The sequence below is a fragment of the Thermus brevis genome, from assembly GCF_026427635.1.
In the GTDB taxonomy this organism is placed as follows: Bacteria; Deinococcota; Deinococci; order Deinococcales; family Thermaceae; genus Thermus; species Thermus antranikianii.
Window position 1 is genome coordinate 624,272 of record NZ_CP102606.1, and the last position, 20,477, is coordinate 644,748.

At 66.4% G+C, this 20,477-nt stretch carries 23 protein-coding genes, 1 tRNA gene and 1 pseudogene; 15 read left to right on the forward strand and 10 right to left on the reverse strand.

All coding sequences use genetic code 11. The annotated features are described in order from the left end of the window. The first annotated feature begins 7 nt into the window (after positions 1 to 7). The 12 genes from KQ693_RS03550 to KQ693_RS03605 all read left to right on the forward strand — a co-directional run bounded on the left by KQ693_RS03550 (position 8) and on the right by KQ693_RS03605 (position 9,797). Positions 8 to 1,273 carry a 3-isopropylmalate dehydratase large subunit gene (locus KQ693_RS03550; protein ID WP_267261936.1) on the forward strand — a complete coding sequence of 422 codons (1,266 nt, stop codon included), beginning with the start codon at positions 8 to 10 and terminating at the stop codon, positions 1,271 to 1,273. Beyond that, positions 1,266 to 1,757: a LeuD/DmdB family oxidoreductase small subunit gene (locus KQ693_RS03555; RefSeq protein ID WP_219760367.1), complete on the forward strand. Its 492-nt coding sequence runs from the start codon at positions 1,266 to 1,268 to the stop codon at positions 1,755 to 1,757. Before KQ693_RS03550 ends, KQ693_RS03555 begins: the two co-directional genes overlap by 8 nt. A gap of 10 nt (positions 1,758 to 1,767) precedes the next feature. Beyond that, entirely contained in the window at positions 1,768 to 2,085 is a 318-nt protein-coding gene (locus tag KQ693_RS03560; protein WP_038071028.1) for a paraquat-inducible protein A, read from the forward strand. Next, on the forward strand, positions 2,079 to 2,243 hold the full coding sequence (gene lysW / locus KQ693_RS03565) for a lysine biosynthesis protein LysW (RefSeq protein WP_038040644.1): 165 nt from the start codon (positions 2,079 to 2,081) through the stop codon (positions 2,241 to 2,243). Before KQ693_RS03560 ends, lysW begins: the two co-directional genes overlap by 7 nt. Before the next feature lie 89 nt (positions 2,244 to 2,332). Beyond that, complete coding sequence (gene lysX / locus KQ693_RS03570; RefSeq protein WP_267261937.1) at positions 2,333 to 3,184, forward strand: lysine biosynthesis protein LysX; 852 nt, start codon at positions 2,333 to 2,335, stop codon at positions 3,182 to 3,184. Beyond that, positions 3,181 to 4,221, forward strand: coding sequence for an N-acetyl-gamma-glutamyl-phosphate reductase (gene argC / locus KQ693_RS03575; protein ID WP_267261938.1), 1,041 nt, complete (start codon positions 3,181 to 3,183; stop codon positions 4,219 to 4,221). Before lysX ends, argC begins: the two co-directional genes overlap by 4 nt. A gap of 18 nt (positions 4,222 to 4,239) precedes the next feature. Next, positions 4,240 to 5,049 carry a [LysW]-aminoadipate kinase gene (locus tag KQ693_RS03580; RefSeq protein ID WP_267261939.1) on the forward strand — a complete coding sequence of 270 codons (810 nt, stop codon included), beginning with the start codon at positions 4,240 to 4,242 and terminating at the stop codon, positions 5,047 to 5,049. A 4-nt stretch (positions 5,050 to 5,053) separates the two neighbouring features. Beyond that, complete coding sequence (locus KQ693_RS03585; protein WP_267261940.1) at positions 5,054 to 6,637, forward strand: 1,4-alpha-glucan branching protein; 1,584 nt, start codon at positions 5,054 to 5,056, stop codon at positions 6,635 to 6,637. Between the two features lie 4 nt (positions 6,638 to 6,641). After that, positions 6,642 to 7,508, forward strand: a complete 867-nt coding sequence (locus KQ693_RS03590) for a nitrilase-related carbon-nitrogen hydrolase (protein ID WP_015716126.1) — start codon at positions 6,642 to 6,644, stop codon at positions 7,506 to 7,508. After that, positions 7,505 to 8,350 (forward strand): NAD+ synthase, encoded by an 846-nt coding sequence (locus tag KQ693_RS03595; RefSeq protein ID WP_015716127.1) that lies wholly within the window; start codon positions 7,505 to 7,507, stop codon positions 8,348 to 8,350. Before KQ693_RS03590 ends, KQ693_RS03595 begins: the two co-directional genes overlap by 4 nt. Further along, positions 8,347 to 8,760 carry a CoA-binding protein gene (locus KQ693_RS03600; protein WP_267261941.1) on the forward strand — a complete coding sequence of 138 codons (414 nt, stop codon included), beginning with the start codon at positions 8,347 to 8,349 and terminating at the stop codon, positions 8,758 to 8,760. The genes KQ693_RS03595 and KQ693_RS03600 overlap by 4 nt, the downstream gene beginning before the upstream one ends. A gap of 2 nt (positions 8,761 to 8,762) precedes the next feature. Next, complete coding sequence (locus tag KQ693_RS03605) at positions 8,763 to 9,797, forward strand: A/G-specific adenine glycosylase (protein WP_267261942.1); 1,035 nt, start codon at positions 8,763 to 8,765, stop codon at positions 9,795 to 9,797. On the opposite strand, the gene KQ693_RS03610 is transcribed toward KQ693_RS03605, so the two are convergent. Further along, positions 9,681 to 10,379, reverse strand: coding sequence for an FAD-dependent oxidoreductase (locus KQ693_RS03610; RefSeq protein WP_267261943.1), 699 nt, complete (start codon positions 10,377 to 10,379; stop codon positions 9,681 to 9,683). The genes KQ693_RS03605 and KQ693_RS03610 overlap by 117 nt on opposite strands. Before the next feature lie 63 nt (positions 10,380 to 10,442). Further along, positions 10,443 to 10,518: transfer RNA gene (locus KQ693_RS03615), tRNA-Trp, on the reverse strand. 66 nt (positions 10,519 to 10,584) lie between these two features. Here KQ693_RS03615 and KQ693_RS03620 point away from each other — a divergent pair. Continuing rightward, complete coding sequence (locus KQ693_RS03620; protein ID WP_267261944.1) at positions 10,585 to 11,463, forward strand: C40 family peptidase; 879 nt, start codon at positions 10,585 to 10,587, stop codon at positions 11,461 to 11,463. Positions 11,464 to 11,476: 13 nt separating this feature from the next. Here KQ693_RS03620 and KQ693_RS03625 read toward each other — a convergent pair. From KQ693_RS03625 to KQ693_RS03635, 3 genes and pseudogenes are all read right to left on the reverse strand, one after another. After that, positions 11,477 to 12,403, reverse strand: a pseudogene (locus KQ693_RS03625) (nitroreductase family protein). A gap of 8 nt (positions 12,404 to 12,411) precedes the next feature. Next, positions 12,412 to 13,500, reverse strand: a complete 1,089-nt coding sequence (locus KQ693_RS03630; protein ID WP_267261945.1) for a prepilin peptidase — start codon at positions 13,498 to 13,500, stop codon at positions 12,412 to 12,414. Between the two features lie 147 nt (positions 13,501 to 13,647). Beyond that, complete coding sequence (locus KQ693_RS03635) at positions 13,648 to 13,812, reverse strand: hypothetical protein (protein WP_158305225.1); 165 nt, start codon at positions 13,810 to 13,812, stop codon at positions 13,648 to 13,650. Between the two features lie 115 nt (positions 13,813 to 13,927). Here KQ693_RS03635 and KQ693_RS03640 point away from each other — a divergent pair, with 115 nt between their 5' ends. Continuing rightward, a complete protein-coding gene (locus KQ693_RS03640) occupies positions 13,928 to 15,463 on the forward strand; it encodes a carboxypeptidase M32 (protein ID WP_267261946.1) in 1,536 nt (511 codons plus the stop codon). Here KQ693_RS03640 and KQ693_RS03645 read toward each other — a convergent pair. The 4 genes from KQ693_RS03645 to KQ693_RS03660 are packed head-to-tail and all read right to left on the reverse strand — an operon-like array spanning position 15,451 to position 18,495. Then, positions 15,451 to 16,527, reverse strand: a complete 1,077-nt coding sequence (locus tag KQ693_RS03645; RefSeq protein ID WP_219760354.1) for a YbfB/YjiJ family MFS transporter — start codon at positions 16,525 to 16,527, stop codon at positions 15,451 to 15,453. The genes KQ693_RS03640 and KQ693_RS03645 overlap by 13 nt on opposite strands. Beyond that, positions 16,517 to 17,269 (reverse strand): ABC transporter permease, encoded by a 753-nt coding sequence (locus tag KQ693_RS03650; protein ID WP_267261947.1) that lies wholly within the window; start codon positions 17,267 to 17,269, stop codon positions 16,517 to 16,519. The genes KQ693_RS03645 and KQ693_RS03650 overlap by 11 nt, the downstream gene beginning before the upstream one ends. After that, the gene (locus KQ693_RS03655; protein ID WP_219760352.1) at positions 17,262 to 18,167 is read right to left on the reverse strand and encodes an ABC transporter ATP-binding protein; all 906 of its coding nucleotides are present in this window, start codon (positions 18,165 to 18,167) and stop codon (positions 17,262 to 17,264) included. The genes KQ693_RS03650 and KQ693_RS03655 overlap by 8 nt, the downstream gene beginning before the upstream one ends. A gap of 1 nt (position 18,168) precedes the next feature. Continuing rightward, positions 18,169 to 18,495 (reverse strand): nucleotide pyrophosphohydrolase, encoded by a 327-nt coding sequence (locus tag KQ693_RS03660; RefSeq protein ID WP_219760375.1) that lies wholly within the window; start codon positions 18,493 to 18,495, stop codon positions 18,169 to 18,171. Between the two features lie 23 nt (positions 18,496 to 18,518). Here KQ693_RS03660 and mgsA point away from each other — a divergent pair, with 23 nt between their 5' ends. Further along, positions 18,519 to 18,896: a methylglyoxal synthase gene (gene mgsA / locus KQ693_RS03665; protein ID WP_028494730.1), complete on the forward strand. Its 378-nt coding sequence runs from the start codon at positions 18,519 to 18,521 to the stop codon at positions 18,894 to 18,896. Here mgsA and KQ693_RS03670 read toward each other — a convergent pair. Then, the gene (locus KQ693_RS03670; RefSeq protein ID WP_219760351.1) at positions 18,893 to 20,377 is read right to left on the reverse strand and encodes a YifB family Mg chelatase-like AAA ATPase; all 1,485 of its coding nucleotides are present in this window, start codon (positions 20,375 to 20,377) and stop codon (positions 18,893 to 18,895) included. The two genes, mgsA and KQ693_RS03670, sit on opposite strands and share 4 nt — an antisense overlap. Between the last annotated feature and the right edge of the window lie 100 nt (positions 20,378 to 20,477).

A 20,477-nucleotide genomic window follows, 5' to 3' on the forward strand; every position in this document is an offset into this window, starting at 1 on the left:
GGCGGGCATGGGCATGACCTTGGCGGAAAAGATACTTTCCAGGAAGGCGGGAAGAGAGGTGCGGGCCGGGGAGCTGGTGGTGGTGGAGGTGGACCAGGTGATGGTGGTCGACTCCATCGCCGGGAGCTTCTTCAAGCGCCTGGCTTACCTGGAGGCCACCCCCCGGTACCCGGAAAGGGTTTCCATCGTCATCGACCACGTGGCCCCGGCGGCCAACCTCGAGGTGGCCAAGGCCCAGAAGGAGATCCGGGAATGGGGAAGGAAGCACGGCATCCGGGTCTTTGACGTGGGAAGAGGCGTGTGCCACCAGGTGCTCATCGAGGAGGGCCTGGCCCAGCCGGGCTGGATCGTGGTGGGGTCGGATTCCCACTCCACCACCTACGGGGCAGTGGGGGCCTTCGGCACGGGCATGGGGGCCACGGATATCGCCCTGGCCGCTGCCAGCGGCCGCACCTGGTTCAGGGTGCCGGAAAGCGTCAAGGTGACCTTCCGGGGGAGGCTTCCCAAGGGGGTTACCGCCAAGGACGCGGCCCTCGAGATGGTACGCCTCCTCACCGCCGAGGGCGCCACCTATATGGCGGTGGAGATCCACCTCCTGGACGGGGCGGAGTCCTTGAGCCGGGGTGAGCGCATGACCCTGGCCAACCTCACCGTGGAGGCTGGGGCCAAGGCGGGGCTGGTGGTGCCCTCGGGGGAGATCCTGGACCTCTACCGGGTGCCTGACTGGCTCTACCCCGACCCCGACGCCCGGTATGCCCGGGAGGTGGAGATCGACCTTTCCACCCTTTCCCCCAGGGTTTCCGTACCCTTCTACGTGGACAACGTGCAGGAGGTGGCTGCCGTCCGGGGCAAGCGGGTGGACCAGGTGTTCATCGGCACCTGCACCAATGGCCGCATCGAGGACCTGAGGGCCGCCGCCGAGGTGTTAAAGGGGAAGAAGGTGGCCCCCGGGGTGCGCCTTTTGGTGATTCCCGCAAGCTCCCAGGTTTTGGAGGAGGCCACCCGGGATGGCACCCTGCTCACCCTGCTGGAGGCCGGGGCCACCATCGGCACCCCTGGGTGCGGTCCTTGCATGGGGCGGCACATGGGGGTTTTGGCCCCGGGAGAGGTGTGCGTGTCCACCAGCAACCGCAACTTCCGGGGGCGGATGGGGGCTCCCGATGCTGAGATCTACCTGGCAAGCCCCCGTGTGGCGGCGGCCAGCGCCGTGGCCGGGTATATCGCCACCCCCGAGGACCTAGCCTCTTTGCCTCAGGAGGAAGCCCATGCCTAGGGTTTGGAAGTTTGGCGACCACATCAACACGGATGACATCCTTCCCGGCAAGTACGCTCCTTTCATGGTGGGGGAGGACCGGTTCCACACCTTCGCCTTCGCCCACCTGCGGCCCGAGTTCGCCAAGGAGGTGAAACCCGGGGACATCCTGGTTTTCGGAAGGAATGCCGGGCTTGGCAGTAGCCGGGAGTACGCCCCGGAGGCCCTGCGCAAGCTGGGCATCCAGGTGGTCATCGCCAAGAGCTACGCCCGCATCTTCTTCCGCAACCTGGTGAACCTGGGGATCATTCCCTTTGAGTCGGAGGAGGTGGTGGATGCGCTAGAGGACGGGGATAGGGTGGAGCTGGATCTGGAAACGGGGGTTCTGGTGCGGGGAGGGGAGCACTTCGCCCTTCGTCCCCCGCCGCCCTTCCTCTTGGAGGCTTTGAGGGAGGGTTCCCTTTTGGACTACTACAAGAAGCACGGCCGCTTCCCGGGAGAGTAGACTGGGGTTTATGGAGGACCTGGAGATCACCTGCCCGGTGTGCGGCGAGGTCAGCGTGGTGCTGGCCGAGGACATGGAGACCCTGGAAGTAGGGGACGTGCTGGAGTGCGAAGCCTGCGGGGCCTTTTTGGAGGTGGTCTCCCTGGATCCCCTCGAGGTGGAGGTGACGGAGGAGGGCCTCGAGGCCTTCTTCGTGGACTGCCCCCGTTGCGGCTACACCTTTGAGGTATCCGAGGAGGATCAAGGCCAAGAGGTGGAGTGCCCGGAGTGCGGCTTCCGGTTCATCCCCGACTGGAGTGAGATCGAAGAGGAGGACGAGGAATGGTAGCCACTTGCCCTGAATGCGGTGCGGAGCTTACCCTGGAGAACCCGGAGCTGGGAGAGCTTTTGGTTTGCGAGGACTGCGGCGCGGAGCTGGAGGTGGTGGGGCTGGACCCCCTTCGCCTGGAGCCCGCCCCGGAGGAGGCGGAGGACTGGGGAGAGTGAGGCCATCCCCTTAGGGTAGGGAGCCTCGAGGCCCCGGGCCGGGCTTCAGCCCGGTCCGGGGGTTCCTGAAAGGGGGAAGAGCCATCGCCATGCTGGCCATCCTGTACGACCGCATCCGTCCCGACGAGAAGATGCTCTTTGAAAGGGCTGAGGCCCTGGGCATTCCCTACAAGAAGGTCTACGTTCCCGCCTTGCGCATGGTCCTGGGGGAGAGGCCCAAGGAGCTGGAGGAGGTCACGGTGGCCCTGGAGCGCTGCGTGAGCCAGACCCGGGGCCTGGCCGTGGCCCGTTACCTCACCGCCTTGGGCATCCCGGTGGTGAACCGGCCTGAGGTCATGGAAACCTGCGGGGATAAGTGGGCCACCAGCGTGGCCCTGGAGCGCCATGGCCTGCCCCAGCCCAGAACCGCCCTCCTCACCGATGCGGAGGAGGCCCTGAAGCTCATGGAGGAATGGGGCTATCCCGTGGTGCTGAAGCCGGTGATCGGGAGCTGGGGAAGGCTTCTCGCCAAGATCACCGACCGGGAGGCCGCCGAGGCCATCCTGGAGCACAAGGAGGTTCTGGGGGGGTTTCAGCACCAGCTCCTTTACCTGCAGGAGTACGTGAGGAAGCCGGGGCGGGACATACGGGTCTTCGTGGTGGGGGATAGGGCCATCGCCGCCATCTACCGGAGGAGCCAGCACTGGATCACCAACACCGCCCGGGGAGGGCAGGCGGAAAACTGCTCCGTAACCCCGGAGATCGCGGAGCTTTCCGTGCGGGCGGCCCAGGCGGTGGGGGGCGGGGTGGTGGCCATCGACCTCTTTGAGTCCGAGCGGGGCCTTTTGGTGAACGAGGTGAACCACACCATGGAGTTCAAGAACTCCGTGCACACCACGGGGGTGGACATCCCGGGGGAGATCCTCCGGTACACGTGGGAGCAAGGGGGGACGGCTTCATGAGCGCCGGGAAAAAGACCTTGTCCATCGTGGGGGCTTCGGGGTATGCGGGGGGGGAGTTTTTGCGCTTGGCCCTTTCCCACCCTCACCTCGGGGTGAAGCAGGTGACCTCGAGGCGTTTTGCCGGCGAGCCCGTGGCCTTCGTCCATCCCAACCTGAGGGGGAGAACCAACCTGAAGTTCATCCCCCCGGAGAAACTGGAGCCCGCCGACATCCTGGTGCTTTCCCTGCCCCACGGGGTCTTCGCCCAGGAGTTTGAGCGCTATGCGGATCTAGCCCCCATCCTCATCGACCTTTCCGCGGACTTCCGGCTTAAGGACCTGGACCTCTACCGCAAGTACTACGGGGAGCATCCCAGGCCCGAGCTTCTCGGCCGCTTTGTCTACGCCCTGCCCGAGCTTTACCGGGAGAGGCTTAAGGAAGCGGACTGGATGGCGGGGGCCGGGTGCAACGCCACCGCCACGCTCCTGGGCCTGTACCCCCTCCTTAAAGGAGGGGTGCTGAAGCCCGGACCCATCTTCGTCACCCTCCTCATCTCCACCTCGGCGGCGGGGGCCGAGCCCAGCCCTGCCAGCCACCATCCCGAGCGGGCCGGCTCCATCCGGGTCTACAAGCCCACGGGCCACCGCCACACCGCCGAGGTGGTGGAGAACCTCCCGGGAAAGCCCGAGGTGCACCTCACCGCCATCGCCACCGACCGGGTGCGGGGCATCCTCATGACCGCCCAGGCCTTTTTGCAGGATGGCTGGAGCGAGCGGGATGTCTGGCAGGCGTACCGGGAGGCCTATGGGGGTGAGCCTTTCATCCGCATCGTCAAGCAGAAAAAGGGCATTCACCGCTATCCCGACCCCCGCTTCGTCCAGGGCACCAACTATGCGGACATCGGCTTTGAGCTGGAGGAGGACACGGGGAGGCTGGTGGTGATGACCGCCATCGACAACCTGGTGAAGGGCACCGCCGGGCATGCCCTGCAATCCCTAAACCTCCGCATGGGCTGGCCCGAGACCCTTGGCCTGGATTTCCCGGGACTGCACCCGTAGGTGCAAGGGGGGGTTGCCGTGATCGTGGTCAAGGTAGGGGGTGCCGAGGGCATCAACTACGAGGCAGTGGCCAGGGATGCCGCCTCCTTGTGGAAGGAGGGGGTGAGGCTTCTTTTGGTCCACGGGGGAAGCGCCGAAACCAACAAGGTGGCGGAGGCCCTGGGCCACCCGCCCCGGTTCCTCACCCACCCCGGGGGGCAGGTGAGCCGCCTCACCGACCGCAGGACCCTGGAGATCTTCGAGATGGTTTACTGCGGCCTGGTGAACAAGCGCCTGGTGGAGCTTTTGCAAAGGGAAGGGGCCAATGCCCTGGGGCTTTCCGGGCTGGATGGAAGGCTTCTGGAGGGCCGCCGCAAGACCGCGGTGAAGTATGTGGAAGACGGAAAGATCAAGATCCACCGCGGGGACTACACGGGCACCGTGGAGCGGGTGAACCGGGCCCTTCTGGACCTCCTCCTGGGGGCGGGGTATCTGCCGGTTATCACCCCTCCCGCCATCAGCTACGAGGGGGAGGCCATCAATACCGACGGGGACCAGGTGGCGGCCCTTCTCGCCACCGTCTACCAGGCGGAGGCCCTGGTGTACCTCTCCAACGTGCCGGGCCTTCTGGCCCGCTACCCCGATGAGGCCAGCCTGGTGCGGGAAATCCCCGTGGATAGGGTGGAGGACCCCGAGTACCTTTCCCTGGCCCAGGGGCGGATGAAGCGGAAGGTGATGGGGGCGGTGGAGGCGGTGAAGGGGGGAGTGAAGCGGGTCATTTTCGCCGATGCCCGGATGGAAGACCCCATAAGGCGGGCCTTGGCCGGGGAAGGCACCGTGGTACGCTAGATCCATGGCACGCTTTGCCCTGGTCCTCCACGCCCACCTCCCCTACGTGCGCTCCCACGGGATGTGGCCCTTTGGGGAGGAAACCCTCTACGAGGCCATGGCGGAAACCTATCTGCCGCTTCTCAGGCTCCTGGATCGGCTTTATGCCGAAGGGGTGGAGGCCCGTTTTACCTTGGGGATCACCCCCATTCTGGCGGAGCAGCTGGCTGACGCCAAGGTGAGGGAAGGCTTTTGGGCGTATGCCAGGGACCGGCTGGAGCGGGCCCAGGGGGATTATCTCCGTTACCAGGGGACGGACCTCGAGGCCAGCGCCCGCCACCAGGTGGCCTTTTGGGAACTCACCCTGGATCACTTCCACCACCTGAGGGGGGACCTCCTTGCCGCCTTCCGCCGGGCCCAGGACCGGGGCCAGGTGGAGCTTCTCACCTCCAGCGCCACCCACGGCTACTCCCCGCTTCTGGGCTACGACGAGGCCCTTTGGGCCCAGGTCAAAACCGGGGTGATCACCTACCGCCGCCACTTCGCCAAGGATCCCACGGGCTACTGGCTTCCCGAGATGGCCTACCGGCCCAGGGGCCCCTGGAAGCCCCCTGTGGAGGGGGCTCCGGAAGGGGTCAGGCCGGGGGTGGACGAGTTTCTCATGCGGGCGGGGATCCGCTACACCTTCGTGGACGCCCACCTGGTCCAGGGGGGAAGGCCCCTTTCCCCTTACGGGGAGGCCTCCTTGGGTCCGGTGGAAAGCGCTGAGGCCACCTACTACGTTCACGAGCTGGAGTCGGGCCTGAGGGTTTTGGCCCGCAACCTGGAGACCTCCTTGCAGGTGTGGAGCGCCGACTACGGCTACCCGGGGGAGGGGCTTTACCGGGAGTTCCACCGCAAGGACCCCATCTCCGGCCTCCACCACTGGCGGGTGACCCACCGCCAGGCGGACCTCTCGGCCAAGGCGCCCTACGATCCCGAGGCGGCCTTTCTCAAGGTGAAGGAGCATGCCGTTCACTTCGTGGATTTGGTGGAGCGGCTTTCCCGGGAGCACCCGGATGGGGTGATCCTGGCCCCCTACGACGCCGAGCTCTTCGGCCACTGGTGGTACGAGGGGGTGGCCTGGCTGGAGGAGGTGCTGAGGCTTCTGGCCCAAAGGAGGGGGGCGCAGGCGGTGACGGCGAAGGAGGCGGCCCAGGGCAAGGCGGTGCGCTCCGCCTTGCCCGAGGGTTCCTGGGGCCGGGGAGGGGACCACAGGGTCTGGCTCAACGAGGCCACCTGGGACTACTGGCGCACGGTGTACCGGGCGGAAGGGGCCATGCGGGAGGCGGTGCGCCACGGCAACCTGCCCTCCAGGGTGCTCCAGCAGGCCATGCGGGAGCTCTTGCTCCTCGAGGCCTCCGACTGGCCCTTCCTCATCGATACCGCCCAGGCGGCGGGGTACGCCAAGGAACGCTACCAGGGGCACGCCGAGGCCTTCTTTCACCTCCTCCGAGGGGTTTCCCCCGAGGAGCTTAGGGCCTTGGAGGAGCGGGATAACCCCTTCCCGGAGGCGGACCCCAGGCTTTACCTGGAGCCCAGCGCTACGGTTCATGGGGGTGTAGGCTAGATCCGTGATCCGGCACGCCGTCTTGCAGTTTCGTCCGGAGAAGGCCAGGGTTAAGGAGAACCTGGCCCGCTTGGCGGAGCGCCTCGAGGCCCTCCGTCCCCATGCCCCCGAGGTGGTGGTCCTTCCCGAGGCCGCCCTGACCGGGTATTTCCTGCAGGGAGGGGTGCGGGAACTGGCCCTGACCCGCCACGAGCTTTTGGAGCTCCTTTCAGGGGTGCACCGGGCCGTGGGGTGGGAGGGGCTTTTGGACGTGGTGGTGGGCTTCTATGAGCGGGATGAGGGGGCCTATTACAACAGCGCCGCCTACCTCGAGCTTCCCCACCGCGTGGTTCACGTGCACCGCAAGGTCTTCCTGCCCACCTATGGGGTTTTTGACGAGGAGCGCTACCTGGCCCGGGGCAGGCGGGTGGAGGCCTTTAACACCCGTTTCGGCCGGGTGGCCATCCTCATCTGCGAGGACTTCTGGCACTCCATCACCGCGGCCATTGCCGCCTTGGATGGGGCGGAGGCCATCTACGTGCCGGCGGCAAGCCCGGCCAGGGGCTTCCAGGGGGAACGCCCGGAGAACGTGGAGCGCTGGCGAACCCTGGCCCGGGCGGTGGCGGCGGAGCACGGGGTGTACGTGGTGCTCTCCAGCCTGGTGGGGTTTGAGGGAGGGAAGGGGATGAGCGGGGGAAGCCTGGCGGTGGGGCCCGAAGGGAGGATTCTGGCCGAGGCCCCCCTCTTTGAGGAGGCGGCTTTGCTCTTCGACCTGGACCCCGGGCGCATTCCCCCGGTGCGCTACGATAGCCCCCTGCTTTCGGACCTCGAGGCGGCCCTTCCCCTTCTTCTCCCGGACCTGGAGAGGGTTCTTGGAAAGGGGGGAGGATGAGGATCGTTCAGGCGCCCAAAGCCCAGGAAAGCCTGGAGCTCAACTGGCCCCTGGTGGCGGACTTCCTCACCCGCTTTATCCGGGAGGAGCTGGCCTGGCGGGGCTACGAGAAGGCCATCGTGGCGGTATCCGGAGGGGTGGACTCCGCCACCACCTTAGCCCTGGCGGTGCGGGCCCTGGGGCGAAAGCAAGTCCATGCCCTTTTCCTTCCCCACCGGGACTCCAGCCCCCTTTCCCGGGAGCACGCCTACCTGGTGGCGGAAACCTTCGGGGTGGACCTGGAGGAGGTGGACATTACCCCCATGGTGGAGGGCTATGCCGCCATGACCCCGGACCTCACCCCCCACCGCAAGGGCAACCTCATGGCCCGGGCGCGGATGATGGTGCTCTTTGACAAATCCCAGGCCTACCAGGCCTTGCCCCTGGGCACGGGCAACAAGACGGAAAGGCTTTTCGGCTACTTCACCTGGCACGGGGACGACACCCCCCCCGTGAACCCCTTGGGGGACCTTTACAAGACCCAGGTCTGGGGCTTGGCCCGCCACCTGGGGGTGCCGCAGGCGGTGGTGGAGAAGGTCCCCACCGCGGATCTCATCCCGGGCCAGACGGACGAGGGGGACCTGGGGGTGCGCTACCTCCGGGCGGATGTCATCCTGGAGCATTATCTGAAGGGCTACCCCGATGCCTACATAGAGAGCCTGGGCTACACCCAGGAGGAGATAGGGCGGGTCAAGGAGCGGGTAAACCGCACCCACTGGAAGCGGGCCCTTCCTACCGTGGCCCTCCTTTCCTCCACGGCCATCGGGGAGTTTTACCTGAGGCCCTTGGACTACCGGCCATGACCGACCTGGAACTCAAGGCCTATCTGGAAAAGGCCAGGAACATCGCCGTTCTCGGAGCCCACAAGGATCCTTCCCGCCCCGCCCACTACGTGCCCCGGTACCTCTGGGAGAAGGGGTACCGCATCCTGCCCGTTAACCCTCGCTTTGCCGGGGAGGAGCTTTTCGGGATGCGGGTGGTGGCGAGCCTGAAGGAGATTGCCGAGCCCGTGGATATCCTGGATGTCTTCCGCCCTCCGGAGGCCCTTCTTGGCCACCTGCCCGAGGTCTTGGCCCTGAGGCCGGGCCTGGTGTGGCTGCAGACCGGCATCCGCCATCCGGGCTTTGAAGAGGCGTTAAAGGAAGCGGGCATTCCCGTGGTGGCCGATCGTTGCCTCATGGTGGAGCACCGAAGGCTTTTCGGGGTCTACTGATCATGGAGAAGTTTCAGGAAGCTCTGCTCGCCTGGTACCGGGAAAACCCCCGCTCCCTGCCCTGGCGGGGGGAGAAGGATCCCTACCGCATCCTGGTGGCCGAGGTACTCCTCCAACAAACCCGCACCGTCCAGGCCATCCCCTACTACCACCGCTTCCTTGCCCGCTTTCCTACCCTGAAGGCCTTGCGGGAGGCTTCCTTGGAGGAGGTGCTTAAGGCCTGGCAGGGAGCGGGCTACTACCGCCGGGCCCTTCACCTCCACCGCCTGGCCCAGGAGGTGGAGGCCCTGCCCCGAAGCTACGCCGAGCTTCTTAAGCTTCCCGGCCTGGGTCCGTACACGGCGGCGGCGGTGGCCTCCCTGGCCTTTGGGGAAAGGGTAGCGGCGGTGGACGGTAACGTGAGGCGGGTGCTTTCCCGGGTTTTTGCCCTGGAAAACCCTGCCCCCAGGATGCTTCGAAACCTGGCCCAAGGCCTTCTGCCCCAAGGGGAAGCCCCGGGGGAGTGGAACCAAGCCCTCATGGACCTGGGGGCCACGGTGTGCCTACCCCGGAGGCCCCTTTGCTCGGAGTGCCCCGTCGCCCCTTTGTGCCAGGGGCGGGTGGACCCGGGGCGTTACCCAGGGGCCAGGAGGCGAAAAGTGCGGGAGGAAGCCCTGGCGGCCCTGGTCCTTTGGGGGAGGGAAGGGGTTTACCTGGAGAGGCTGGAAGGGCGTTTCGCCGGGCTTTACGGGGTGCCCCTCTTTCCCCAGGAGGAACTTCCCCGGAGGGTGCGAAGCTTTGGGGTGGATCCCCGCTTCGCCGGGGAGGTGCACCACACCCTCACCCACCGCAGGCTACGGGTGGGGGTGTACGTGGCTCCTTGGGATGGGGAAGGGGCGGCTTCCCGAAGGGAACAGCTTGTGGATCCGGGGGAAAAACCCCTACCCAAGCTCATGGAGAAGGTGCTCCGCCAGGCGCAGGCCTTCTTGGCTCATGAGGGCATACTCCCCTTCCCGCACGCAAAGGCCCACGGCGTAAAGCCCTTCGAGCCTGGTTAGACGGAAGGTAGTCTCCTCCCATTCCTCCGGATGGAAGGCGTGGTAGCTGACGGTGTAGCCAGGGGTTCCCGGGGTTTGGGGTACCTCCCTTTCCCGTTTCAGGAAGCTGAAGCCCAGGGCCTGGAGGTGGAGGAAGAGGTCCGGGTAGCTGGCCTCGGAGAGCCGGCCTGCCTCCTCCTCCACCTCGCCCATGCGGAGCCTGGCCCCGAGAAAGCTCCCCACCGCCAGCACCACATGGAAGGCCCTAGCCGGAAGGCCCTCCCACGTGCCCACCCCCACCACCCTTCTCCCCTCGAGGAGGAGCTCCGTGGCGGTGGCCTGGAAAAGATGCAGGTTGGGCTGGTTTTCCAGGAGGTACTTGGCCCGGGCGTGGAAGGCCCAAAGCCGGGGATCGGCCGGGTGGTAGACCTGGGCCAGGAGGCTCCCCTCCGGGAAAGGGGGCTTTGGGGGCAAAAAGGGCATCATCACCGAGTCCAGGCTCTGGGTGAGGAGGCCCACCCGCACCCCCCTTTGCGCCAACCGGTAGGCGGCCTCGCTCCCCGCAAAGCCCGCCCCAACGATGAGCACCTGGTAATCCTGCATGGCAGGCGGAAGGATTTAAAAAAGGCCCTCGAGGGGCCTTAAACCTAGCCCTTTGGGCTGGCATGGCGGGCCGTGAAGGACTCGAACCTCCAACCCCCGGTTTTGGAGACCGGTGCTCTGCCAGTTGAGCTAACGGCCCCCGCCTTCCGGGATTGTAGCACACCCCCGGGAAAAGGCCAAGGGGCGCTTCCTGTAGAATGGGGCCATGCCCCGCAGGTTGGCCCTGGCGGTCCTATGTTTGCTTTTCCCCTGGACCCTGGCCCAGGTGAGCTCTCCCCAAGGGGGCTCTTTGGAAGGGCCTGCCCTATCGCACACCGTGGCCCCAGGGGATACCCTGTTCTCCATCGCCCGGCGCTACGGCACCACGGTGGAGGAACTCATGCGCCTCAATGGCCTGGATACCTTCCTCATCCAGCCGGGGCAGGTGCTCAGGCTTCCCCAAGGGGGGGAGCGCATCCACGTGGTGGCCCCTGGGGATACCCTGTTCTCCCTGGCGCGCCGCTATGGGACCACGGTGGAGGAGCTCATGCGCCTCAACGGGCTTTCCACGCCGGGGCTTAAGGTGGGTCAGACCCTAAGGATCCCGGCCCCCAGGGGGGAGGATGGATCCAGGGGGAAAGCCGCCCCGGAGTCCCCTCCCTCGTCCCAGGGGGGAGGCCATGCCCGTGACCCGGGGGAATCTCCCCTGGCGGTGGGCGAGGATTACGACCCGGAAAGCCCGCTTCTCAAAATCGTCCTCCGCTACCTGGGGGTGCCCTACAAGTACGGGGCCAACTCGCCCACCTCCGTGGACTGCTCAGCCTTTGTAGCCCAGGTCTACGCCGAGCTGGGCATAGCCCTGCCCCGCACCACCCGGGAGCAGTTTCAGGCTTTTCCCGCCGCCGAGTCCCTGCGCCCGGGGGACCTGGTCTTCTTCAGCTTTGGGGGAAAGGATATAGACCACGTGGGCCTCTACCTGGGCCGGGGGGTCTTTGCCCACGCCAGCAGCTACGGGAGCCGGGTGGTGATCGAGAGCCTCGAGGCTCCCTTCTATCAGAAGGCCTACCGGGGTGCCCGGCGGGTGGTGCAGGAGGCCTTGAAGTAGACCGCGCCTGGGTTCAGGGCCAGTCCTTCATCTCCCCCCGGGCCTTCTTTAGGGCAGTGAGGAGGGCCTCTCCTGGGCTTCCTTCCCCTCGGAAGGCTTCGGTTTCCCGCTCCAGTCAGGCCTCCCCCTTGCGGAAAAGAACGGCCCGGCCTTCTCCCAGGGCCTCCGCCAGCAGGGCACCCAGGGAGTAGAAGGGGGTACCGGGGGGAAGGTCGGGATCCAGGCCCTGACGGGCCAGGGCCTGGCCGTAGGGCGTTTCCCTTTCCTCCATGGTTCCCCCTTGGGCGAAGTACCGCCTCAGGACCCTTCCCCAGTCCCCCACCCGGCTATAGGAGGCCATGGCCTGGAAGGCGGCCTCGAGGTCCTCCGGGCTGTAGGGCCGGTACCGGTTTTCGTGCACCACCAGGCTCCTCGGAAGCCGGGGCCTGGGGGGGCCTTCCTCATCCGGAACGCCCACCGCCAGGCCCACCGCGGGGATGACCCCTCTGGGAAGCTCCAGGAGGTTGATGAGCTCCTCCACCCCGTTCAGCACCCCTCCGATGAAGCAGACCCCGTAGCCCAGGGCCTCGGCGGTAAGGGCCAGGTAGCTGGCGGCAAGCCCTGCATCCAAGAGGGCGAAGTGCAAGGCGGTTTTGGGCCAGAAGGCCATCCTTTCCCCTCGGTGGGCGAGAAGCCTCTCCAGACGATGGACGTCCGCCAGGAAAACGAAGAACTCCGCTGCCTGGCGGATGTGCTCCTGGTTACCGGAAAGCTGGGCCACCTTGTCCCTGAGCCCGGGGTCCGTGATCCGGATGGCGCTGTAAAGTTGGGCGCTGGCGTCGGTGGGGGCTCTTTGCAGGGCGAAGAGGAGCTTCTCTAAGTCTTCCTCGGGTATGGGCACCGGCTTAAAGCGGCGCACGCTTCGCCTTTGGGCCAGGATGGGAAGAAGGTCCACCGCCATCCTCCCCACTATAGGCCTAGCCAGGCCAGGTACGCCCGCCACAGGGTTTCCCCGAAGAAGAAGGTCACCCCACCCCCTAAGGCCAGGTAGGGGCCGAAGGGGATTTTCCGTTGCCGGAAAGCCAGGCCCACCAGGGCTCCGGCGAAGACCCCCAGGAACAGGGCCAGGAGGCTATAAAGCCCAAGCCAGGCTCCCAGCGCCCCCAAAAGCTTCACATCCCCGTAGCCCATGGCCACGGGATCGGTTTCCTCCCCCTCCTTGTTTACCTCGTTTACCTCGTGGATGGGTTTGAAGGCCCAGTAAAGCCCCCCTGCCAGGGCCAACCCCCCTGCCGCCAGGAAGGACCCTTTCAAGGTGCTGAGGAGGTCGGCCCCCAGGTAGGGAGCCAGGATCCAGGCCAGGGGCAGGAGGGGAAGGGTTATCCGGTCAGGAAGCACCACGGGTTTTCCCGTGCGCCCCGAGAGGGCCCAGGTGAGGAAGGCCAGGGCCATGCCCACCCCCGGGCCCAGGAGGGCACCGAAAAGGGCTGCCATGTGCACCTGGTGGGGTCCCACGGGCACCTCCGCCCTGGTCTCGCGGAAGCGCCTCAGGAAAAGCCCTCCGTACCCCGCCACCAGCCCCAGGACCCCGGCGGCGATCAAGGCTCCGTCCAGGGCCTCGGCAAAGGGGCGGGGGAAGGAAAGGAGGTAGGCGGAAAGGAGCCCCAGGAAGAGGAGGCCGTAGGTGAGGGAATCGGGAAGCTCCAAGGTGTCCAGGTCTATGAAGGAAAGGGCCACCAGGAGGGCCAGGAAGGCGAAGGTGAGGAAAGCCTGGGGCGAGGGAGGGTAGAAGAGGGCGGCCAGGGCAAAAAGCAGGCCCGTGAGGGCCTCCACCAGGGGATAGCGGGGGGATATGGGGCTATGGCAATAGCGGCACCGCCCCCTAAGGGCCAGGTAGGAGAACACGGGAACCAGGTCCCAAGGGGCCAGGCGATGCCCGCAGGCGGGGCAACGGGAAGGCGGGAAGACGATGGACTCCCCTTTGGGCAGGCGGTGGATGACCACGTTCAGGAAGGAGCCCACCACCAGGCCGAGGAGCAGGGCAAAAAAGGGCCACATGGGGGCATTTTAAGGCCCAAACCCCGGGCCACCGACAACGGGCCCTGGGTTTCATTCCTGCCTACGGGGTTTTGCGGATCCCCTCATGCCCGGGCAAGGCCCTTCCGCAGGCTTCTTCTTGGGGAAGCCTGGGGGCACGGAGGGGCATTAGGCCTGCGGAGAGAGGTTTTCTGGCTCACCTGGGCGGTCGGTATCGTCAAAAAGAAGGGCGAAGAGGAAGAAGAGAAGCACCCCCAGCAAGGACCAGGCCCCGCCAAGACCGAAGAGCCCCACGGCCAAAAGCCCCATCCCAAGGGTCAGGACCAGTCTCATAAGGGTATTTTAACATACCGACGCTATAGATAAGCAAAGCCTTCACTTTGTGGAGAGGGCCGAGAGTAGGAGAAGTTTCATGGGCCTTTAACACCCTGAGGGGTAAGATGCTTCCGTGAAACCTGAAGCGGCCTATCAGCAGCTTTTGGAGTTCCAGAGGGAAACCGCCTACCTGGCCTCCCTGGGGGCCCTGGCGGCTTGGGACCAGCGCACCATGATCCCGAAGAAGGGGCACGAGCACCGGGCAAGGCAGATGGCCGCCCTGGCCCGCCTCCTCCACCAGCGGGCCACCGACCCCAGGGTTGGGGAGTGGCTTTCGGCGGTGGAGGGCTCCCACCTGGTGCAGGATCCCCTATCCGATGCGGCGGTCAACGTCCGGGAGTGGCGGCAGGCCTACGAGCGCACCCGGGCCATTCCCGAGCGGCTGGCGGTGGAGCTGGCCCAGGCGCAAAGCGAGGCGGAAAGCTACTGGGAGGAAGCCCGTCCCAGGGACGACTGGCAGGGGTTCCTGCCCTACTTGCGCCGGGTGTTTGCCCTCACCAAGGAGAAGGCGGAGATCCTCTACGGCCTTCCCGTGGCTCCCGGGGACCCGCCCTATGGGGAGGTTTACGATGCCCTTCTGGACGGGTTCGAACCGGGGATGCGCTCGGGGGAGCTTCTGCCCCTTTTCGCCCAGCTGAGGGAGGGGCTTCAGGAGCTTTTGGACCGGATCCTGGGTAGCGGCCGGAAACCCGACACCGCCATCCTGCACCGCTCCTATCCCAAGGAGGCCCAGAGGGCCTTTGCCCTCGAGCTTCTCGCCGCCTGCGGCTACGACCTCGAGGCGGGCCGCCTGGACCCCACTGCCCATCCCTTTGAGATCTCCATCGGGCCCGGGGATGTGCGCATCACCACCCGCTACTTCGAGGACTTCTTCAACGCCGGCATCTTCGGCACCCTGCACGAGATGGGCCATGCCCTCTACGAGCAGGGCCTGCCCAAGGAGCACTGGGGGACCCCAAGGGGGGAGGCCGTCTCCCTGGGGGTTCACGAGTCGCAAAGCCGCACCTGGGAGAACCTGGTGGGCCGCTCCCTGGGCTTTTGGGAGCGGTTTTTCCCCCGGGCCAAGGAGCACTTCCCAAGCCTCCGGGACGTGGCCCTGGAGGACTTCCACCGGGCCATCAACGCCGTGGAGCCCTCCCTCATCCGGGTGGAGGCGGACGAGGTCACGTATAACCTCCACATCCTGGTGCGCCTGGAGCTGGAGCTTTCCCTCTTCCGGGGGGAGCTTGGCCTGGAGGACCTCCCCAGGGCCTGGGCGGAGCGGTACCGGGCCTACCTGGGGGTAGCCCCCAGGGACTACAAGGACGGGGTGATGCAGGACGTGCACTGGTCCGGGGGGCTTTTCGGCTACTTCCCCACCTACACCCTGGGCAACCTCTACGCCGCCCAGTTCTTCCAAAAGGCCCAGGAGGAGCTTGGGGACCTCGAGGCCCAGTTCCGCCGGGGGGAGTTCCATGCCTTTTTGGACTGGACCCGTAAGAATATCCACGCCGAGGGTAGGCGCTTCCGCCCCAAGGCCTTGGTGGAGCGGGTGACCGGCACGCCTCCCAGCGCCCGGCCCTTTTTGGCCTACCTGGGGGAGAAGTACCGGGCCCTTTACGGTTTCTGAGGGCGGGACCAGGTGGGGAGGAGGGCCAGGAAGAGGAGGATGCTGGCCGCCCAAAGCGCCCCCTCCCCCCGCCCCGCCATCTCCGCGAAGAACCCGGCCACGGCAGGCCCCACCGCCTGCCCCAGGGCGAAGGCTGCCGTGGAAAGCCCCATGGCCCGGGGCCAGGCGGAAGGGGGAAGGAGAGTGCGGAAGGCCTGGGTGAGGGCGGTGATCACCCCCAGGAAGGAAAGGCCGAAGAGGAGGGCGCTGAGGGCGGGAAGGTGCAGGGCCAGGGGTGGGAGGCTTCCCAGGAAGAGCACCAGAAGCACGTGGAAAAGCCCTTTTCTCCCCCCTACCCGCTCCACCCAGGGCCCCCAGACGGGTCCGGTCAGGAGGGCTCCCAGGCCCAGGAGGCCGAAGAGGACCAGGGAGCCCCCCACCACCGCCGCCACGAAGGTCATGTAGCCGATGTACCCCGCCCCGTAGAGGCCGTAGGCCAGGAGTAGGGGAAGGATGGGCCAGAGGCTTCCCTCGCCCTGGACGGGGGGTGGGGGTTCTTTCAGAAGAGGCCAGGCGAGGAGAGTGGGCAGGCCCAGCAGGAGGCTATACAGGCCCAGCCTGGCCCAGGCCCCCGTGGGCTCGGCGGCTCCCCATAGGAGCCACGGGGCCAGAAGAAGCCCCAGGCCCACGCCCCCGTAGTAGATCCCCAGGGTTCGCCCGGAGCTGCCCAGGGCCATGAGGAGGGCCGCCCCTCCCACGAAGACCAAGGCGCCCAGAAAACCCTGGAGAAACCGCAGGCTGAAGACCAGGGGGAGGTTTTCCATCCCCGTGAGGGCCAGGATGGGGCCCTGCAGGAGGAGGGCCAGAAAGAACCCTTTCCGGTAGCCCACCCGGCCCAGGAGGCGGTGGCTGAAAAAGGCCCCCACCAGGTAGCCTAGGGTGTTGGCGCTTCCCAGGATCCCCGCTTGGGCGTAGGAAAGCCCCCAGGCGTTTTGCATGAGGGGCAGGACCAGGGCGTAGGCGAACCGCCCCAGGCCCAGGGCCAGGGCGGGTCCCAAGGCGAGGAGGACGAGCCTAATAGCCATGCAAAAGCCCCAGCTTCTTGGCCCGATGTACGGCCAGTTTGAAGAGGAAAAGCCCCAGGCCCAGGTAGAGGAGGCCGTTCAGGAAGGCCAGAAGCAGGAACAGGGGGTCCAGAGGCGCTCCTTCCGCCAGCATGCTCCGGGCTAAGGCGGCCCCGGGGACCATGGGCAAGAGGAGAAAAAGCCCCTGGCCCGGGGCTTGCAGGAGAAAGAGCAAGAGGAACTGGGAAAGGCCCAGAAGCTGGCCGATGCGCTTGTATAAAAGGGCCAGGCTTCCCATGGCAAACCCGAGGCCATACCCCCCCAGGAGAACGGCCAGGAAGGGGAGAACCACCCAGGGATTAAAGGAGAGCCGGGCTCCCGTGAGGGCCATGAGCACCAAGGCGATGAGAAAGACCAGGAGCCCCTGGATGAGGAGTCCGGAGAGGTTCCGCACCAGAAAAAGGGGAATCGGCCCATAGGGGGTAAGGAAGACCTGCTCCAGGGTGCCTGTCTGGGCCTCCTCGGTGAGGCCGAAGGAGAGGCTGCTATAGGAAAGCAGGGTGAAGGACCAAAGCAGGTAGCCCACCAAGACGGCTTCCAGCCTGCCCTCGAGCTCCACCCCCGGCCCGGCCAGAAACCGCGCCCCCAGGAAGAGGAGGTAGAAGATGAGGCTTAGGCTGACCACCGCACCCAAAAGTTCCAGGGGGTAGCGGCGCAGGGCCAGGAGGTGCCGCCAAAACTCCGCCAGGAACAGGTCAAACATGGTTCACCACCTTCAGGAAAACTTCCAGGAGATCCGCCTCGGCCTTGGCCACCCGTTTCAGGGGGAGGGGCTTTACCGCTTCTAAAACCCGCCAGATGGCCTCCCCATCGCCGCGGAAGAAAAAAGGGTTTTCGCCCTCTATGCCCAAGGCCCGCAGGTGCTGGAGCACCTCGAGGGGAGGTGGTTTTTCCAGCTCCAACACGTAGTATTCCCCGGAGAAACGGGCCAGGAGGCGCTCCTTGGTTTCCTCCAGGATCACCTCGCCCCGGTGGATGATGGCCACCCGGTCGGCCAGGGCTTGGGCCACCTCCATCTGGTGGGTGGTGAGGAGGATGGCCTTGCCCGCCCGGGCCAGGGCCCGGATCTTTTGCTGCATCAGCAGGGCGGTTTCCACATCCAGGCCCAGGGTGGGCTCGTCCAGCAGGAGCACCTCAGGGTCGTGGACCAGGGCCTGGAGGAGGGCCAGTTTTTGCTGCATTCCCCGAGAGAGGTGGCGCACCTCCGTGTGGGCTTTTTCCAGGAGCGCATACTCCTCCAGGAGTTCCAAGGCCCGCTTCCTGGCGGCGGCAAGGCGGAGGCCCCGGGCCACCCCGAAGTAGACCAGGTTTTCCAGGGGAGTAAGCCGCCAGTAGGTGTTGCGGTTCCCCTCCAGGACCGCTCCCAGGTGCTTCAAAGCGAGGGGTTTCCGGAAGGGGTTCTTCCCCAAAAGGCGCACCTCTCCCTCATCGGGAAGGAGGAGGCCCGAAAGCATCTTCACCGTGGTGCTTTTGCCCGCGCCGTTTTTCCCCAGGAAGGCCAGGATCTCGCCAGGTCGTAGGGTAAGGTGGACGTTTTTTACGGCCTCGAGGGTCCCGAAGCGCTTGTGCAGGCCCTGGGCTTCCAGGAAGGGGCGCTCCATCCTAGCCTCCTTTCCGGGTCCAGCGTTCCCCGTCCCGGTCCCGGTACTTGGCCATGGCCTTGAGGAAGGCTTCCTCCAAGTCGATGCCCTCCCGGTTGGCCAGGGAGATGAGGACGAAGAGGAGGTCGGCGAGCTCCATGGCCAGATCCCCTTCCTCCTCCCCTGGCTTGGGCTTCTTCCCATGGCGGTGGGCCAGGACTCGGGCCACCTCCCCTAGCTCCTCCGTCAGGCGGGCCAGCATGAGAAGAGGCGGGAAATAGCCTTCCTGGAACTGGCTGATCCAGGCGTCCACCTGCCTCTGGGCCTCCTTAAGGGTGAGGGCTTCCATGGAAAGGAGCATACAATGGCCCCATGAAGGCCTTAGCCCTCATCGCCCACGATGCCAAGAAGGACGATATGGTGGCCTTTTGCCAACGGCACCGGGAGCTTCTTTCCCGCTTCCCCCTCCTGGCCACGGGCACTACGGGGAAACGCATCCAGGAGGCCACCGGCCTTGAGGTGGAGCGGGTTCTTTCCGGTCCCCTGGGAGGGGATATGCAGATCGGGTCCAGGGTGGCTGAGGGAAAGGTGCTTTGCGTGCTCTTCTTCCAGGATCCCCTCACCCCCAAGCCCCACGAGCCCGACGTGCAGGCCCTCATGCGGGTGTGCAACGTGCACGGGGTGCCCTTGGCCACCAACCTCGAGGCGGCGGAGGCCCTTGTTCCCTGGCTTGCTGCCCAGGTGGGCTAGAGGGTCTTGCGGTAGGCCAAGGCCTCGGCCACGTGGTTTTCCTCCACGCTCTCCGCTCCCTGCAGGTCGGCGATGGTGCGGGCTACCCGGAGGAGGCGGTCGTAGCTCCTGGCGGAAAGGAGCATCCGCTTGGCCGCTGCCTGGAGGAGGTTTTCCGCCCCCGAGGTTAAGCGCACGTGCTCCCTCAGGGCCTTTCCCGCAAGCTCCCCGTTGGGCCTGCCCTGCCGGGCGAGCATCCTCTCCCGGGCCCTTAGGACCCTTTCCCGCACGGCCTCGGTGCCTTCCCCTTCGGGGGCGCGGGCGAGCTCAGCTGGGGTTAAGCGGGGCACCTCCACCACCAGGTCAAACCGGTCCAGAAGGGGTCCGGAGATCTTCCCCACGTAGCGCTGGCGGCTTGCAGGGGTGCAGGTGCAGGCCCGCTCCGGGTCCCCATACCAGCCGCAAGGGCAGGGGTTCATGGCCGCCACCAGGAGGAAGCGGGCGGGGAAGGTGAGGCTGGCCCTGGCCCGGGAGACGGTCACCACCCCGTCCTCGAGGGGCTGGCGCAGGGCCTCCAGGGCATCCCGGGAAAACTCGGGGAACTCGTCCAGGAAAAGCACCCCCCGGTGGGCCAGGGAAACCTCCCCCGGCTTGGGGATGGCCCCGCCCCCGATGAGGCCCGCGTAGCTCACCGTGTGGTGGGGGGCGCGGAAAGGGGGCGTGCGCACCAGACCCTTAAGGATCTGCCCGGCGGCGGAGTGGATGCGGCTTACCTCGAGGGCGGCCTCCTGGCTCAGAGGGGGAAGCAGAAAGGGAAGGCGCCTAGCCAGCATGGTTTTTCCCGAGCCCGGGCTTCCCACCATGAGGAGGTGGTGGTAACCGGCGGCGGCGATCTCCAGGGCCCTTTTGGCCTTGGCCTGGCCCTTCACGTCCCGGAGGTCCAAAGCCTCCAGGGCGGCCACGGGATCGTCGGGTTCCACCCTCCTGGGCTCCTCTTCTCCCCTCAGGTAGGCCACCGCCTGAAGGAGGTTTTCCACTCCGTAGACCTCCACCCCCTCCACCAAGGCGGCCTCCTTGGCGCTTTCCAGGGGCAGGAGGAGGCTTTTCCCTTCGCCCAAGGCCCCCAAAGCCAGGTTCACCGCCCCGGGCACCGGGCGCAGGGTTCCATCCAGGCCTAGCTCCCCGGCCACCGCCAGGCCCGCGAGTCCCTCCAGGGGCACCACCCCTTGGGCGGCCAGAAGCCCCAAGGCGATGGGCAGGTCGAAGTGGCTTCCTTCCTTACGGAGTTCCGCCGGGGCCAGGTTCACCACCACCCGGGCCTGGGGGTAGGGGAAGCCCGAGTTCTTGAGGGCGGCCCTGACCCGCTCCCGGCTTTCCTCCACCGCCTTGTCCGGCAACCCCACCAGGGCGTAGCTGGGAAGCCCGGGGCTAACATCCACCTCCACGGTGACGGGAACCGCGTCCAGGCCGAAGAGGGTGTAGCTGCGCACCTGGGCTAGCATGGAGGGAGTTTAACCCAAAAGTGTTAGTTTTGCCCAGGCTCGGCCATTGGCTAACAGGTCAGATGTCGGCTCCTAATCGCAAAAGGTCCCCGCAAGGCCT